The 14,535-nt window shown below is 67.5% G+C and carries 9 protein-coding genes and 2 pseudogenes; 5 read left to right on the top strand and 6 right to left on the bottom strand.

Features of this window, described 5'->3' with window-relative positions:
* Both AC0699_RS38005 and AC0699_RS38000 read left to right on the top strand, forming a co-directional pair.
* Positions 1-713 (top strand): hypothetical protein (locus AC0699_RS38005; protein ID WP_478670513.1); only part of this gene is annotated, 713 nt, incomplete at its 5' end.
* Positions 714-907: 194 nt separating this feature from the next.
* Positions 908-2,473, top strand: a complete 1,566-nt coding sequence (locus tag AC0699_RS38000) for an MFS transporter (RefSeq protein WP_478670508.1) — start codon at positions 908-910, stop codon at positions 2,471-2,473.
* A gap of 218 nt (positions 2,474-2,691) precedes the next feature.
* Here the strand turns inward: AC0699_RS38000 and AC0699_RS37995 are convergent, their stop codons facing one another.
* The 6 genes from AC0699_RS37995 to AC0699_RS37970 all read right to left on the bottom strand — a co-directional run bounded on the left by AC0699_RS37995 (position 2,692) and on the right by AC0699_RS37970 (position 9,286).
* Positions 2,692-3,705 carry a YVTN family beta-propeller repeat protein gene (locus AC0699_RS37995; protein ID WP_478670503.1) on the bottom strand — a complete coding sequence of 338 codons (1,014 nt, stop codon included), beginning with the start codon at positions 3,703-3,705 and terminating at the stop codon, positions 2,692-2,694.
* Positions 3,706-4,141: 436 nt separating this feature from the next.
* Positions 4,142-4,525 (bottom strand): transposase, encoded by a 384-nt coding sequence (locus AC0699_RS37990; RefSeq protein ID WP_478670499.1) that lies wholly within the window; start codon positions 4,523-4,525, stop codon positions 4,142-4,144.
* A 319-nt stretch (positions 4,526-4,844) separates the two neighbouring features.
* On the bottom strand, positions 4,845-5,612 hold the full coding sequence (locus AC0699_RS37985) for an enoyl-CoA hydratase-related protein (protein WP_478670496.1): 768 nt from the start codon (positions 5,610-5,612) through the stop codon (positions 4,845-4,847).
* 33 nt (positions 5,613-5,645) lie between these two features.
* Complete coding sequence (locus AC0699_RS37980; protein ID WP_478670492.1) at positions 5,646-6,893, bottom strand: ferredoxin reductase domain-containing protein; 1,248 nt, start codon at positions 6,891-6,893, stop codon at positions 5,646-5,648.
* Positions 6,890-8,431, bottom strand: a complete 1,542-nt coding sequence (locus tag AC0699_RS37975; RefSeq protein WP_478670487.1) for an amino acid adenylation domain-containing protein — start codon at positions 8,429-8,431, stop codon at positions 6,890-6,892. The genes AC0699_RS37980 and AC0699_RS37975 overlap by 4 nt, the downstream gene beginning before the upstream one ends.
* Positions 8,432-8,863: 432 nt before the next feature.
* Positions 8,864-9,286 (bottom strand): ATP-binding protein, encoded by a 423-nt coding sequence (locus AC0699_RS37970; RefSeq protein WP_478670483.1) that lies wholly within the window; start codon positions 9,284-9,286, stop codon positions 8,864-8,866.
* Positions 9,287-10,127: 841 nt separating this feature from the next.
* On the opposite strand from AC0699_RS37970, the gene AC0699_RS37965 reads away from it, so the two are divergent.
* The 3 genes and pseudogenes from AC0699_RS37965 to AC0699_RS37955 form a co-directional block, all read left to right on the top strand.
* Positions 10,128-11,336: a sensor histidine kinase gene (locus AC0699_RS37965; RefSeq protein ID WP_478670480.1), complete on the top strand. Its 1,209-nt coding sequence runs from the start codon at positions 10,128-10,130 to the stop codon at positions 11,334-11,336.
* Positions 11,337-13,460: 2,124 nt separating this feature from the next.
* A pseudogene (locus tag AC0699_RS37960) lies at positions 13,461-13,994 on the top strand (transposase); the annotation flags it as partial.
* A 457-nt stretch (positions 13,995-14,451) separates the two neighbouring features.
* Positions 14,452-14,535 (top strand): annotated as a pseudogene (locus tag AC0699_RS37955) (helix-turn-helix domain-containing protein); the annotation flags it as partial.

Raw genomic sequence — 14,535 nt, 5'->3', positions numbered from 1 at the left:
CAACCCACGGCCCTTCATCTGGACCAAAACAGCCGACGAAATCCTCGACAAAGTCGCAACATACTGCCGACGAATCTCCGACTCGGGACACTAGTGTCCTGGAGACCTCTGGCACCGCGGTGGTGGTCAGGGTGCTCACTTGCTGGACGGACCTGGTCGAGGCGATGGCCGACGTGGTGGCGGGGGCGCGCGAGCAGTTGGTGGTCACCGGCAGTCGGAGCCGTGAGAAGGCGTATCTGGCGGCGATTGAGACGGCCGTGGCCCAGCGGCCGGATCTGGTCCACTACCGGGTGCTGTACGGCCCGCCGCGGCACCAGGCGCTCGTCGACCACCTGGATCGTCTGTTGGAGCTGCGCGACCCGACTGCTCGCCTCAACGGCGTCAAGACTCTCCACATCGGGATCGTCGAGCCCGATACGGCCCTGGAACGCTTCTTCGTCGCCTCCGAGACCGCCGCGGTGGTGCCCCTGCCGTCGTTCCACGGGGCGAACGGGTTCGACTGCGGGGTCTTACTCAGCCGTGAGGCGGCGGTAGGCCTGGTCCACCATGGCCGGGAGGCGTGCGCCTCGGCGCGGCCGGTGGAGACGACCGCGGACGTCCGCATGCTGCCGGTACGAGACAACTCTGTCGACGGAGATGTAGAGGCTGGATTTGACACAGCGTGTCATACGCGGAGAATACGTGTCGTACGCGGAGCGTATGGGGCAGCCTGACAGGCCGACGGCCTTCCGGGCATCTGTTTTTCGTGCCACCGGCGCCCGGCGAGGAGCCACGCGAACCCCCGTCGATCCGCCGATACATCGGCCCGTCGGCCAGCCAGCCAACCCGGGCGGAGTCGGGAAGACGCCATCCGGACGGCCCCGGCGGACTGCACGGTACTCTCCGACACCAGACACTGGCCGTTGACATGGGCAATCCCGGAGAACTGACGCCGCGGCAGCGTGGTGCCATGGTCGGCACCGTGACGGCGAGCGCCCTGCTGTTCTCGAGCCTGACGAGCGTCGTCGTGGCGCTGCCCGTGATCCAGCAGGATTTCGGCATGAGCAGTTCCACTCTGCACTGGGTGATCGTGGTGGCGCTGCTGCCTCTGTGCGCCGTGGCCGTGGTCAGCGGCAGGCTCGGCGATGTGCTGGGGCGGCGCAGGGTGTTCCTGCTCGGAATGCTCTGTTTCGGTGCGGGCTCGGCGCTGTGCGCCGTCGCCCCCGACGGGTCCTTCCTGGTGGCGGCGCGTGCGGTGCAGGGCCTGGGCATCGCTCTGGCCGTGCCCCTCGCGCTGGCGAACCTGACGACCGCGCTGCCGGAGCACAGGGTCGGATGGGCGATCGGCGTCCAGACCGCGGTGACGACCTTCTTCGGGATCGCCGTCCCGCTCGCGATCGCCCTGCTGGTGGAGTACGCGAGCTGGCGGTGGGCCTTCGCCGCGACCGTCCCCGTCACCGCACTCGTCGTCGTGCTGGCCCGCCGGCACCTGGAGGAGACCCGCGGGCCGGCCGGGACGTCGCTGGACATCGCCGGATGCATCCTGCTCAGCTCCGGGCTGACCCTGGTGGTCTTCGCCTGCGAGCGGTCGTCGGACTGGGGCTTCGCCGGACTCGGCACGCTCCTACCGCTCGCCGCGGGTATCGCGTCGCTCGCCCTGTTCGTCCACGTCGAGCGGCGGGTTTCCAACCCGCTGCTCGACCTGCGGCCGATGCGCCGCGCCGAGGCCTCCGTGCCTATGGCCGCCCTCGTCCTGGCCCAGTGCGCCTCACTCGCCCTTGTGCTCTATGTGACGCTGTACCTGCAGAATGTGCTCGACCACGGCGCGCTCCTCACGGGCCTGTTGCTGACCACCACCAGCCTGGGCACCGTCGTCCTCGCACCGGTCGTCGGACGGCTGACCGACCGCGGCCATGGCCCTGCGCTGATCGTGACCGGCCTGGCCGTCCTGGGCGTGGGCCTGACGTGGCTGACCTACGGCGTGTACCAGCGCCACGACATCCTGCTCGTCCCGGCACTCGTGTTCATCGGGCTCGCGCCGCCTCTGGTCTATCCGTCGTCGACGGGGCTGATCATGGCCGCGGTCCCCGGGGCCGCGCGGGGCGTGGGGGCGAGCCTGTCGGTGCAGAGCCGGCAGATCGGCGCGACGCTGGGCCTCGCGCTCATGAACACGCTGTTCACCACCGTCGAGTGGGCGGAGCGCAACAACCAGCTGCAAGGCGCGGGAGCCCCCTTCACCACGGACGAACAGGACGCCCTCGACGACGCCCTGTCACAGAATCAGGTGGGGGGCGAGCTGCTGGCCCGGCTGCCCGGTGTGTCCCAGGACCGGGTCCGTGGCGCGGCCGACAGCGCCTTCGCTACGGCGATCGAGATCAGTTTCCTGGCGCTGGCCGGCCTGCTGCTGGGCGCAATGCTCGCGGCCGCCGTCCTCCTTAGGCCCGCCCGGCCCGGGGCGACGCCCGGGCAGCCTCGCAGCCGAGGCCGTCCTTGAGTCCGTGGTAGACACCTCACGGCTCCAACTCGTCAAGCTGCGACGGAGATTTGGGTCGGGAAGGCGGTGTGTTCATCGAACAGCTTGCTGTGCCGAAGACAGTGCAACACACCCAGAGCGGTCCGGTCTGACAACCGCTCACCCGAAAGCGTCACCTGTCCAGGCTTTGGCACACCACATCCAACGACCAACGCCAGTCAAAGTCACCGGCGTTGACCCTAGGCGCGGAGTTTCCGCCTCGTCGCCGGGGTGATCGCCACGCCGTTGGGTCCGTCGCCGACTTCGACGGTGTCGACGACCGTGTCGGTGCGGGTGCGGATCATCGACACATCGTCCGAGGCGAAGTTGGTGACGTAGACGCGTGCGCCGTCCGGAGTGACGGCGACGCCGACAGGGCCGTCGCCGACATCCACAGTGGCGATGACCCTGTTGGTGCGGGTGCGGATCACCGACACATCGCCCGAGCCGACGTTGGCGATATAAGCGCGGTGGCCGTTCGGAAGCACCGTCACCCTAGCGGGCTGGTCGCCGACTTCGATGGTGTCGACGACCGTGCCGGAGCGGACGTCGATCACCGACACATCGTCCGAGAGGAGATTGGTGACGTAGATCCGAGAACCGCGCGGGGTGGTCGCGAGCCCCGTCGGTCCGCCGCCCACGTCGATGGTGTCGACGACCGTGTTCGTGCGGGTGCGGATCACCGACACGTCGTTCGAGCCGGCGTTGGCGACGTAGAGCCGGGATCCGTCCGGCACAAGCGCCAGGCCCAGCGGGGAGTCGCCCACGTCGATGGTGTCGACGACCGTGTCCGTGCGGGTGCGGATCACCGACACGTCGTCCGAGCTGACGTTGGCGACGTAGGCGCGGCGGCCGTCCGGGGAAACCGTCACCCTGCTGGGTTCGTCACCGACTTCGACGGTGTCCGTGACACGGTTGGTACGGGTGTCGATCACCGAGACCGTGTCCGCCGCAGAGTTGGTGACATAGACGCGGGAGCCGTCCGGGGTGACCGCCACGTCGGTGGGTCCGTCCCCCACGTCGATGGTGTCGACGACCGTGTTCGTGCGGGTGCGGATTACCGACACGTCGTCCGAGCTGACGTTGGCGACGTACGCGAAGACCCTGAGATGCGCCGCAGCGGGACGCGCCGCAGCGGCGACCGGCGCGGCCAGCACGGCCACCATCGCCAGTCCCACGAGCCCCGCCGCCGATCGCCGTCCGATGCCTGGCACGAGGACCTCCTACAGCGCGCCGTTGTTGCCCCGTCACGGACCGAGGGGGTTAATAGTCGCCTCGTCCGAAGCTAAGCCCCGTGTCGTCGTCCGAGTGCGAGGCTCGCCACGCCTTTAGTGCTGGATTCCTCAAAGGCAGTACACATAGCGGCGTCGTAATTGCCGGGTGGGGTGGGTGATGTGGGTCTGCCCCAGACCCATGGTCTGGGGCGAGCGTTGAGCTGGGAAGTTGTTAGTTGTGTAGCTTGTTTCGATCTCGGCTGGTCCGGCGAAGGACTGGCCCGCCAGGGCTGCTTTGCGGAAGATGCGCCACCAGCCTTCCTGGAGAGGTTCAGCCAGCAGGCGCCGACCGGGATGAAGACGTGCCGGATCCTGGGACGGTCTTCCAGCCAGGTCCGGGTGGAGACGCTGTTGTGGGACGACAGGTTGTCGGTGATCACGTAGACGTGGGGTTGGCGTCCTCGAGTTTCTGCAGGAACTGCTGGTAGATGGCGCTGTTGCGGGACGACGCGGTCATCGTGATCTCGTGCCCGTCGGCGATGCGCAGGGCGCCGCAGACCCAGGTCTTCTCCGGTCCGCGGCCGTAGTCGAGCTCGTCTTTGATGCGGTGTCCGTCCGGCGACCAGCCCGGCGCCGGCGGGAAAGTGCGGGGGATCACCGGCCCGAGCTCGTCGGCGCAGACGACCGTCGCAGCGTCGGGCGGGCAGGTGCAGAGACCGATGATCCTTGTCCCTTTTCCCTCAAAGTCCCGGTCCTTCGACCGGGTCCAGGACCGCGTGCGGCGCCAGCGCACGCCCTCGGCCAGGAGAATCCGGCGCACCGGCGCACCTGGGAGCGGCCCACTTCGGTGCCCATTGCCCGGGCCTGCTCGGCCAGCGCATCCGGTGTCCATTCCGGCGGCCCGGCCTCATCAGCCGCAACGACACCGACCGTCGTCCTGCCCATGTCGACCACATCCTGCACTGGTCGCACTGGCGCCGACGCCGACAACACCAAGGCCGGACCAGCCACTACAAACGACGCGGACACATCCCACCAGAAGCTGCCCCACCGTCACGCCCCAGGTCCATCCTTTGGGCGGCCTGCGGGTGGACCTGCCCCGTCCTCGAAACAGACCCAGCCCCACAGACCGCCCGGGCTCAGCGGCCTTTGAACTGCGGTGGGCGTTTTTCCAGGAATGCCGTCATGCCCTCCTTCTGGTCCTCGGTGGCGAACATGGCGTGGAACGCAAAGCGTTCGTAGCGGATGCCGTCACGCAGGCCGGTTTCAAGGGCGCGGTCGACGCAGTCGCGGGCCACGGTGACCGCCACTCGGCCGTACGAGGCGATGGTGGCGGCTACCTCGAGGGCCTCCGGGAGGACCCGGTCGTTTGGGACCACCCGGGAGACCAGGCCGCAGCTTTCCGCCTCGCGGGCGTCCATCGTGCGGCCGGTGAGGACGAGGTCCATGGCCTTGGCGCGGCCGACCAGCCGGGTCAGGCGCTGGGTGCCGCCGATGCCGGGGATGACGCCCAGCTTGATCTCCGGCTGGCCGAAGACGGCCGACTCACCGGCGATCACGATGTCGCACATCATGGCCAGCTCACAACCACCTCCCAGTGCAAGCCCGTTGACGGCGGCGATCTTCGGTGTGCGCAGGTCCGCGAAATCCTCCCACGCGCCGAAGTAGTCCTCGGCTGCCATCTCCACCGCGGTCTTGCCTGCCATCTCCCTGATGTCGGCTCCCGCCGCGAACGCGCGCTCCGATCCGGTGACGATGATGCAGGCGACCTGAGGGTCATGATCCAGCGGGCGCAAGACATCCAGGAGTTCCGTCAGCAGCTCGCTGCTCAGCGCGTTCAGCACGCGCGGGCGGTGCAGACGCACCGTCACCACGCTGCCGTCTCGTTCTGTCTTCAGGGTACTCATCGACTTCCTCTCTTTGCCTGCTTCACAGGCGAGTTACGAGTCCCAGATCGCGCCGTATGCCGGAATCCCGCGCCGCTCAAGCCCGTGTACCACCTGCCAGGTGAGTTTCTTGTTGGAGATGCAGATCACCGCCTCGGCCCCGAAGTCCCGGTATGCGGTGTATGCGAGCCGCACCATGTCGGGCTTCCCGTGTCGGGAGGTGTCCCAGACGAGGGCGTTCGGCTGGACGGCGAGGATCTCGTCGACGAGCGCGTCACCGTAGGTCGCGTGGGGATCCCGGGTCGCCCAGACCAGGCGGGAGGGGACCTCTGCGGCCAGCAGATGTGGCAGGCAGGGGCCGATACCGCTGCCCGTCGCCACGTACACCACCTTGCTGAACAGCGTCTCGATGTTGGCGACCCCGGCCGTGGTGATGCCCTTCACCCACACCCGGGACGGCAAGTCGTCGATGAAGGAGCCTGTCCAGTCGCCCGCGCGGGAGATGGTGAGCCGGAAGCCCGGTTCGCCCGGTGACGGCACGTTGGCAAAGGAGTGCCACTCCGTCAGCGGGCTGCGGCTGATCGCGGTCGAGGACCCCGCGAACGGCGTCTGACCGTAGGCGAAGCGGGCCAACGCCACGTGCGAGGAGGGCCGTTCGATTTGGACGTCGACCTTGCGCAGCCGCAGCCAGGGCAGTGCCACACTGAAGGTGACCACGACCAGTACCGTCATGGAGACCGGGCCCGCACCAGACAGCAGCGTGTGCACCCAGAACAGAACCAGGGAGGCCCAGCCGCCGAAGCGGTGGATCTTCTCGAAGTGGTTGTGGTGGCGGGAGCGGAAGGTGGGCAGGGCGGTGGCGATGATGACCGCGAGGAGGGCCACCAGCGCCCAGCAGACCACCGCGGACGCGCCCCTGGCCCCGGTCAGGGTGAACGCCACGAACCAGCCTGCCCCGGCCAGCGCCCCGCCCACGTGCAGCCCGCCGAAGTGGTACACCTTGCCCAGCGTCCAGCGCACCTTCAGCGGCCAGCTTGTCGGCGGCCCGGTCGCCAGCCGGAAGAAGAGATTAATGACGTACTGCTGGCGTACGAGGATGGCCAGGGCGAGGTTGGCGAGGGAGGCGTCGGCGAGTGCCATCGAGGACAGAGGCCAGCTCACCGCCATGTATGCCGCGTTGACCGCGAGGACCAGGACCGCCAGCCGGTTGTAGTGCATCAGGCACGGGTGTTTGAGCAGCCGTCTGGGCGCCGAGGTGACCGGCGGGAGTTCGATGGCCTCCGCCACGGGTACCGCTGTCATCGAAGGGCCCCCGCGCGCTCCGAGGCGAGTGTGAGCAGTGCCTGCTTGTCAACCTTGCCGCGGTCGGTCTCGGGAAGGGAGTCGAGCGGGAGGACCTCGGCAGGGACGCAGTAGTACGGGAGGGCATCCGCCACCTCGCGCCGGGCGCGCTCGGGGTCGACGTCGGCCGGGCAGACGAAGGAGACCAGGCTGCGCGCGTCCCGCTTCAGGGTGACCGCGCGGGAGCAGCCGGTGACCGACTCCAGTACCGAGGAGACGGAGTCGAGCTCGACGCGGAAGCCGCGCACCTTGACCTGGTCGTCGGTGCGGCCGAGGTGCTCGAGTTCGCCGTCTGGGGTCCATCGGCCCAGATCACGGGTGCGGAACATGCGGTGGCCGGGGCCGAGGAACGGATCGGGGGCGTACCGCTCGGCGGTCAGCTCATCGTTGCTGAGGTATCCGGCCGAGACACACTCGCCGCCCGCCCACATCTCGCCGATCTCTCCGATGGGCAGCGGTCTGCGGTCGGCGTCGAGGACGTACACGGTGTTGTTGGGGGTGGGGCAGCCGATGGTGAGCCGGGCGTCGGCCGGGTCGTGGCGGCGCATGGTGTTGACGATGGTCACTTCGGTGGGGCCGCAGCAGTTATAGAAGGTGGCCCGGCGCGCCCACAGGTCGGCGAGCGGGCGCGGGCACGGTTCCCCGGCGACCGCCACCGTGCGCACGCGGGGGCAGGCGTCGGGGTCGATGGCGGACAGGATGGTGGGCGTGGCGATCAGCACGTCGGCGGTGCGGGCCGCGGCGGCGATGTCCTCGCCGCGGATGACGAGGGTGCCGCCGTGAGTGAGACAGCTGAGGATCTCCCAGGCGGCCATGTCGAAGGCGATGTTGAGGATCTGGGCCACCCGGTCGCCGGGCCGGATGCCGAGGCTGCCCGGCTCGGTGAGCAGAAGGTTGGCGACGTTGCGGTGGGTGACCTTCACCCCGTTGGGGTAACCGGTGGTGCCGGAGGTGAACAGGACGTAGCAGCCGTCGTCGGGTGTGGCGGTGCGACCGGGGCGTACGGGGGAGTCTGGGGAGCTGGTGGCATACGGTGCAGGTTCGTCCAGCACGATCAGGCGGTGACCGGCGGGGAGCGGGATCTGGGAGGCGTGTTCCTTCTGGGTGAGGATGACCCGGGTCTTGGCGGTGCGGATGACGTGGGTGAGCTGGGCCCGGGGCGTGAGGGCGATGTCCTGGGGGACATAGGCGGCACCCGCCTTCAGAATCGCGAGCAGGCCGACGAGCATCGGGATGGAGCGGCGGACGAAGAGGCCGACATGGTCGCCAGGACATAGGCCCTCGCGGACGAGGCGGGCGGCGAGGGCGTTGGCGCGCCGGTCGAGCTCACCGTAGGTGATCGTCGCGCCCCGGTGTTCGGCGGCGACCGCATGGGGACGGGCGACGGCCTGCCGTTCGACGGCATGGTGGATCATCGGGTGCGGGACGCGGCCGGTGGGGCCGCGGCCGTACTGCCAAAAGAGGTACTGGTCGCGGGGGGTGAGGTGACGCAGAGGCATGGCTCGGGAGATCTCCTGGCTGTTCGAGTGATGGAGGGCCGTGGCCGGGGCGGCAGGCCCGGGCATGGCGGTATGCCGTTGTCCTGTGTGTTTGATCCCTGTATCCGGCTGGCTGTGGCCTGGGGAATGCAAAGTGAGTTGGTCCGCCGGCGGGTCGAGCAACGATGAACGCGCTCGTGGCCGAGCGGAAATGGTTGAGGGTGGTCCTGCTGCCCGGGTAGCGCCCGAACTCAACCCGGTGGAGGGCCTGTAGGCGCATATCAAGGGGAGCTGGCAAATCTGGCCGCCGCACCCTCAGCGAGCTGGAGGCTCTGCTTTGCAGGCGGTTCAGGGCGTGCAATACCAGCACGGTATCCTCGGCGGATTCCCTGCCGGGCGGGCTCGTTCTTGACAGACCGGACCGGTATTACAGCGCCGGAGTCAAGTAAGAGGTCAGCCAGCCAGGCTGAGGACAAACCAGATGACCTTGCCATTTTTGAGGCGGTGCTCTCCCCAGTCCTCGGCGAGAGCCTCCACCAGGGCCAGGCCCCGTCCATGCTCCTCATCCGCGCTGGATCGCTGGGGGCGGGGAAGCAGAGGGTCAGGATCGGCAACTTCTACACGCAGGTGCCGGGGCTCTCGGCGCACACGAAGGCAAATGCAAGGTTCAATACCGTCGGGGGCGTGGGCATGGGTTGCGGCGTTGCTGAGGAGTTCTGCCGCGAGCAGCGTCGCGGCATCGACCAGATCGGCGAGCCCGGCTTTTTTGAGGGCCGCAGCCATCTGATGTCTCAGGTCTCGCACGCTAGACAGGTCCGCTCCGGTACGCGCTTCCATGAGGGCGGTGCCGGCCTGGTGGTGGATCGCAGTCGTCATTACGACCTCCGGGTGATGCCGGTGGACAGGTCACACCAAATGTCGCAATCCGAGCAGACCTGAACATCCGGGCTATCCCGTACACGACTACGGATTCCGCCCGACTACGTACCTGCGCACCCCGGCCGGATCCCACGGGGCTGCCGCGGCCCTCCTTGGGGCAGGCCGGAGCCTGGATACGGCCAGCGTGTCTGGTCGGTGACAGCAGGGTGGGTGCTCGGCAGCCTGGCGGCCGAAGCTGTTGTCCGGGCATGGCCGTATCCCGCCCAGTGGTGCAGGCGGTCATCCCTCGCGAGGCACTGGGTCGGTGGGGAAGATCTTGTCCTTGCCCCCGGGCCAGTGATCCGGAGGCGCGGATACGGCGGCCCGTTCAACCGCAGGTGCAACGGCTTCGACACACCGAGCCCGGTTGGACCGGTCCGCCACGTCGGTCTGATCATTAGGAGGCTGGCCTCGGTGCTGTCGCCGGTGGGGGTGGTTCCGGTCTGGTGACCGCTCGGCGCGTGGTCACCCTGCAGTTGCCTGGTTCGGTAGAGACGGCGGTGTGCCTATGCGGCGGCATCGGTGAGGGTAGCTGATGCTGCTGTGTCGTGATCGACTGAGACGCCCCGGCATGTCGTTGCGCGCTCCCGTTCGAGCCGATACGTGCTTGTCCGCCTACGGCAAGAACGGCGCTTTCCCGCGTCGGCGACTGTGCGGGCAAAATGGCCTCGACGGGACCATGCCCGCCGCCGTTGCGCTGGTGGCACCGGACGCGTGGACACCGGCGCCCGGTTGCACTCTCATGGGGAAGCGTCCTGTACTGGGTTATGGGCCGCACGCCCGCCGAGGAATATCCGCTATGGCAGCCACATCGAAAGACGACGTCCTCCACCAGTACGGCGTCCGCGTCCAGCGGCTACACAACTGGCTGTGGCTGCTGTTCTCGGCACTGCTAGCGACTGCGGTGTACGCAGCCACCCCACCCGATCGCTGGGACGTCCTGCTGGTCGTCGTAGCGGCGCACGCGCTGCTGACCATTGTGGCTCTGATCTGGTGGTACCGTCGCCCGCCTCGGCGGCACTTCGTCCTGGCCTCCAGCGCCTGGGGAGTGCTGGACGTGTTCGCGACGCTGCTGCTGCAGCAGCTGACTGACGGCGCCTACCTGCTGCTGCTGTTCCTGTTCTTCCTGCCGGTGTTCTCTGCATTCAACGTGCGCCCGACCACCACCGCCATCACCGTGGGCGCCAACGCAGCGGCCTTCATCATTGCCACCCTGTCTGATCCGGTGCTGGTCGCGGAGCTGACCGGTCTCGACGTCGGCGTCGTCATCGCAGCGCATCTCTTCCTGTGCGCGCTGGTGATCACTCTCACAGTGATGCAGCGCTCGCTGGCTTTCCGCATCGGCAAGCTGGTCGATGACCGCTCTGCGCTGTTGACGGACGTCATGAAGGCTGAGGAGCGTGAGCGGCGCACTCTGGCCGAGGGGTTGCACGACGAAACCTTGCAGACCCTCCTGGCGGCCCGACACGACCTGGCGGAGTACACCGAGGCCGGTGACAGGCCGGCGCTGCGTCGTCTGGACGAGGGGCTGGCGTCGGTGACCCGTTCCCTACGACAGACCACCTACGAATTGCACCCTTCTGTCCTAGAGACAGCGGGACTGGCTCCGGCTGTCCGGTCGCTGGTGCGGTCAGCGCAGGAACGAGGCCGGCTGAGGGGCTACTGCGACATCTCTTACAGCACCACCTTGCACGACCGGCTGCTGTATAGCACCGCACGGGAGTTGATCAACAACGTCGTGCGACACGCCGAGGCTTCGCGGCTCGACGTCGCGCTCGCCCAGCACCCCGGGTGGGTGGACCTGACAGTGACCGATGATGGCAGTGGCCTGGACCCCGAATCCCTTCGCAGCCGCCTGGCGCACGGGCACATCGGCGTCGCCTCGCACCGGGTCAGAGTGGAGGCCGCAGGCGGCACGTTCGAGTACCTGCCCGTGCCGCAGGGAACGTCAGCACACGTGTCCCTGCCCCTCGACCCCGGAGACGAGCCGACGCCAGCGACCGGATGAGACCGCGGAGCGTTTCCCCACGTCCACGGGCTGTGCGGATCACCCGCTGGGTATGCGTCCCACCGGAAGCACGCACAGCCGTGACGGCGCAAGCACGGTGATCCGCGCGGCAAGTTGCCCGACCGCGTTGGCTCCTCCTCGCCGTCCTGCGAGCTCGTCGAAACGCTGTCAAACCCGCCCTGCCGCCGATCATGCTTCATATCCATGCGCGCTTCCCGAAGCGGGGGCGAGCAATGGGTCAAGACAGACGTCCATGACTGCGGATGCTTCCACTCACGGATCCCGGACAGCCGTCTGTGAGAACGATGAGCGCGTGGCAGCGAAGCCGTCACTGGCGTTCCCGCTGTAGCCCAGGAGGGCTATTCACGGGGTTCACCAGCCTTGCTTGTAGAAGGTGAGGGCGGTGATGGTCTTGATGCGGGGGAAGGCCGGTGAGGGAGCCGCGGTAGCGGGTTGTGAGGATCTTCCAGACCTTGAGGTGGGCGATGGCCCGCTCGACCGCGGCGTGGAGAGCGCTGGCCGGATGGTTTAGGCCGGGCGGTGAGTAGCCCGTTTCCGATGTAGCCCAGGTCGCCGATGGTGTCCCCGTGGGCGAAGGCTTCCGGGAGGTCGACCCAGGCATGGGTGTCGTGTCGGCTCCCGGGAACCGGGGCGGAGACCGCGGCAGGTCTTTGGCGGAGTGGCTCGCGACCCGGAGGTTGAAGCCGGTGTTGCGGTGCTTGCCGGAAAACATCGTGATGCCCTCGCTAGCTGAGTCAGGTGGGTGCAGGGTTCCGTCGATCAGGACGATCCGGCTGGCAGAGGCCTGGGGCGGGGTCGGGGACATGACGGGCCAGAACTTTTCTCAACCACCGGCTGTAGCGTTGTCCAGCGGCGCGAGACGGTCGACTGAGTCACGCCGAACAGTTCCGCAGCCGCTTCCTGAACGGGGTCCTGCCGCACCAGGTACACCACGAGGACCACCGACCGGTACAGGCTCAGCGCCCGCATCCGCTCCGGCGGTAGAGCATGGGATCAGGCTGGCACCCGCACTACCAGTCCCGTCAGTTGATCGTCTTCCAGCCCTGTCGTAACGTTCCAGCTCAACGGCCCTGCCGGTGGAGTTCTGACGTCGTCGCAAACATCAGACTACCGAGCAGGGCTGCCTTGACGATCAAGGAAACCACAACGCTCCGTAAATAGGCCTCACGCATTGTGGTGGCAGGGACGGGGCTCTCCAGCCAGTAGGGGACGGAAGCGGTGAACTTTCAGCGTGGCGTCCGTCCCCGGCTGCTCGACCTGTCCAGGGTTGTTCAGCCGGGGACGGTGCCCGGTCCGGCAGTGCTGTCTTTCGGTTGCCGGGCCGGAGTTTCTAACCCGTGACGATGCGGGCCACGGACTGGAGCTGCCTACGCCAGGTGTTCACGGACGACAGATAACGGCAACCAGGCCCCGAAGAAGATCAAAACCGCATGCTGATTCTCTGTGCGTCCTGAGCTGAGCGAGACCCGGCCGGTTCGATCACTGCCGACCAGGCCGGATGGTTGTCCTCAACTCGTGATGATCCATGCGTTCACCGTGCCCTCGTCCAACCCCGAAATGCACGCTATCTCTCGGCTTCGTATACCGCTGCGCCATGCAGAGATCACACATATTCTGAGCGACGCGACACGTGAATCGAGGCCGATGCGCCATGAATTCGCCGAAGCGGCAGGCACGGAGGGGTATGCAGTCAATTCCTCTACAGCATTCCGCAGGTCACTTCGAGCCTGTGAGATATCTGCCGTTTCCATGGGAATTCCTTTGCGGTAACTACCAGACATTTTCGCCGGGGGACGGGCGTAGCGTGCCCTTATTGAATCCGACCCAAAGTCTCAGCATGACGCCCACACCGCCCATCATTACGCAAGGGCGGTCGTGCCCGTTGTCGGGTGAAGGGATGACGTGCCAGCTGATCCCCTCTCGGACGACGGTTCCACTGGGAAACGACATCAGGGGGCTGATCCAGCTGGGGCGGGGCTGATTCCAGCAAGGCCCTGCCCGGGTACGGTCTCGGTCTGACGGTGAGCTCGGTCGCGGCGGAGCGTCGTGGACTCCTCCGCAGAGGCTGGGCCCGGTTGCTCACTACGCCGATTCACCGAGGGCGGCGGACGCGAAGTGCTGGGGTTGGTGGTCGGTGACAGCGAGACCGAGGTGTTCTGGAGCGAGTTCCTGCGCTCGCTGCGCGAGCGGGGCTTGAACGGGGTCCGCCTGGTCATCGCCGACCAGCACAGCTGCCTGGTCAAGGGCCGTGCGCAAGGTCATGCTCGGCGCTGCCCACCAACGGTTCCCTGTTCACTTCCTGCGCAACGTCTTCGCGGTGATTCCGAAGGGCTGTGCCGAGATGGTGGCAGCGATCATCCGCACGATCTTCGCCCAGCCCCACGCCGCAGCCGTCCGGGCTCACCCCACACCGTCGCCGACATGCTCGACCGGCAGTTCCCCAAGGCCAGGTCCATGCATCCTCGATGCAAGGAGGATCTGACCGCTTTCGCGGACTTCCTTAATCGACACTGGAAGAAGATCCAATCGATCAACCCGCTGGAACGGATCAACCGCGAGATCAAGCGCCGGACCGACGTCGTCCAGATCTTCCCCAACCCTGACGCCCTCGAACGCCTCACACCGTCGTCAACGGTGCCTTTGCTCTCGCCGTCATCCTGCTTGCGGCCCTCGTGCTGATCGGAGCCAGGGGCGCCGCGCCGTGGATGCGCACGGTGGCATGGGGCGGGCTCGCTCTGGGTGTTCTTGGTTTGCTGATCGCGGGCGGAATGTGGCTCGGCCTCTTCGTCGATCTGCCCCACGTGCCTGCGCCTTCGAGGCTGCCCCCAAGCCCGCGCGCTGACCCCTTCAGTACTGAGCAGGGTCGGGGACTGGCCAGGTGGCTACCGCTGCGCTTTCCGGTCCCCGCCCCTTTCACACCACGCGTGTGCTTCTTCCGCGCACGGCAGCATCGTGCACCGGCTGGCATGCACCGCCGTCCTGTGCACGTTTCCGGCGACGCGGTAGACCCCGAGCCAGGTGATCCACCCGTTACTGACTTTGTTGGCGCGATGTCGTGGCTGACAAGCGGTGGTTGTCGAAGTAGGCCGGTTGCATGAGGTATCCGCAAGGGGGCGGGCTGACCGCGGAGCGACGGGCATTTCGCGAGCACATCCGGATGGGGGCGGCCGAGTTGTTC

The sequence above is a fragment of the Streptomyces sp. NPDC043870 genome, from assembly GCF_056435785.1.
Note: the sequence above shows the minus strand (reverse complement) of the source record. Positions and strands in the feature narration are given on the sequence as shown.

Coding starts and splice junctions, on each gene's coding strand:
- AC0699_RS37970 (WP_478670483.1), bottom strand. CDS start 9,286: ATGACGACTGCGATCCACCACCAGGCCGGCACCGCCCTCATGGAAGCG.
- AC0699_RS37975 (WP_478670487.1), bottom strand. CDS start 8,431: ATGCCTCTGCGTCACCTCACCCCCCGCGACCAGTACCTCTTTTGGCAG.
- AC0699_RS38000 (WP_478670508.1), top strand. CDS start 908: ATGGGCAATCCCGGAGAACTGACGCCGCGGCAGCGTGGTGCCATGGTC.
- AC0699_RS37980 (WP_478670492.1), bottom strand. CDS start 6,893: ATGACAGCGGTACCCGTGGCGGAGGCCATCGAACTCCCGCCGGTCACC.
- AC0699_RS37965 (WP_478670480.1), top strand. CDS start 10,128: ATGGCAGCCACATCGAAAGACGACGTCCTCCACCAGTACGGCGTCCGC.
- AC0699_RS37985 (WP_478670496.1), bottom strand. CDS start 5,612: ATGAGTACCCTGAAGACAGAACGAGACGGCAGCGTGGTGACGGTGCGT.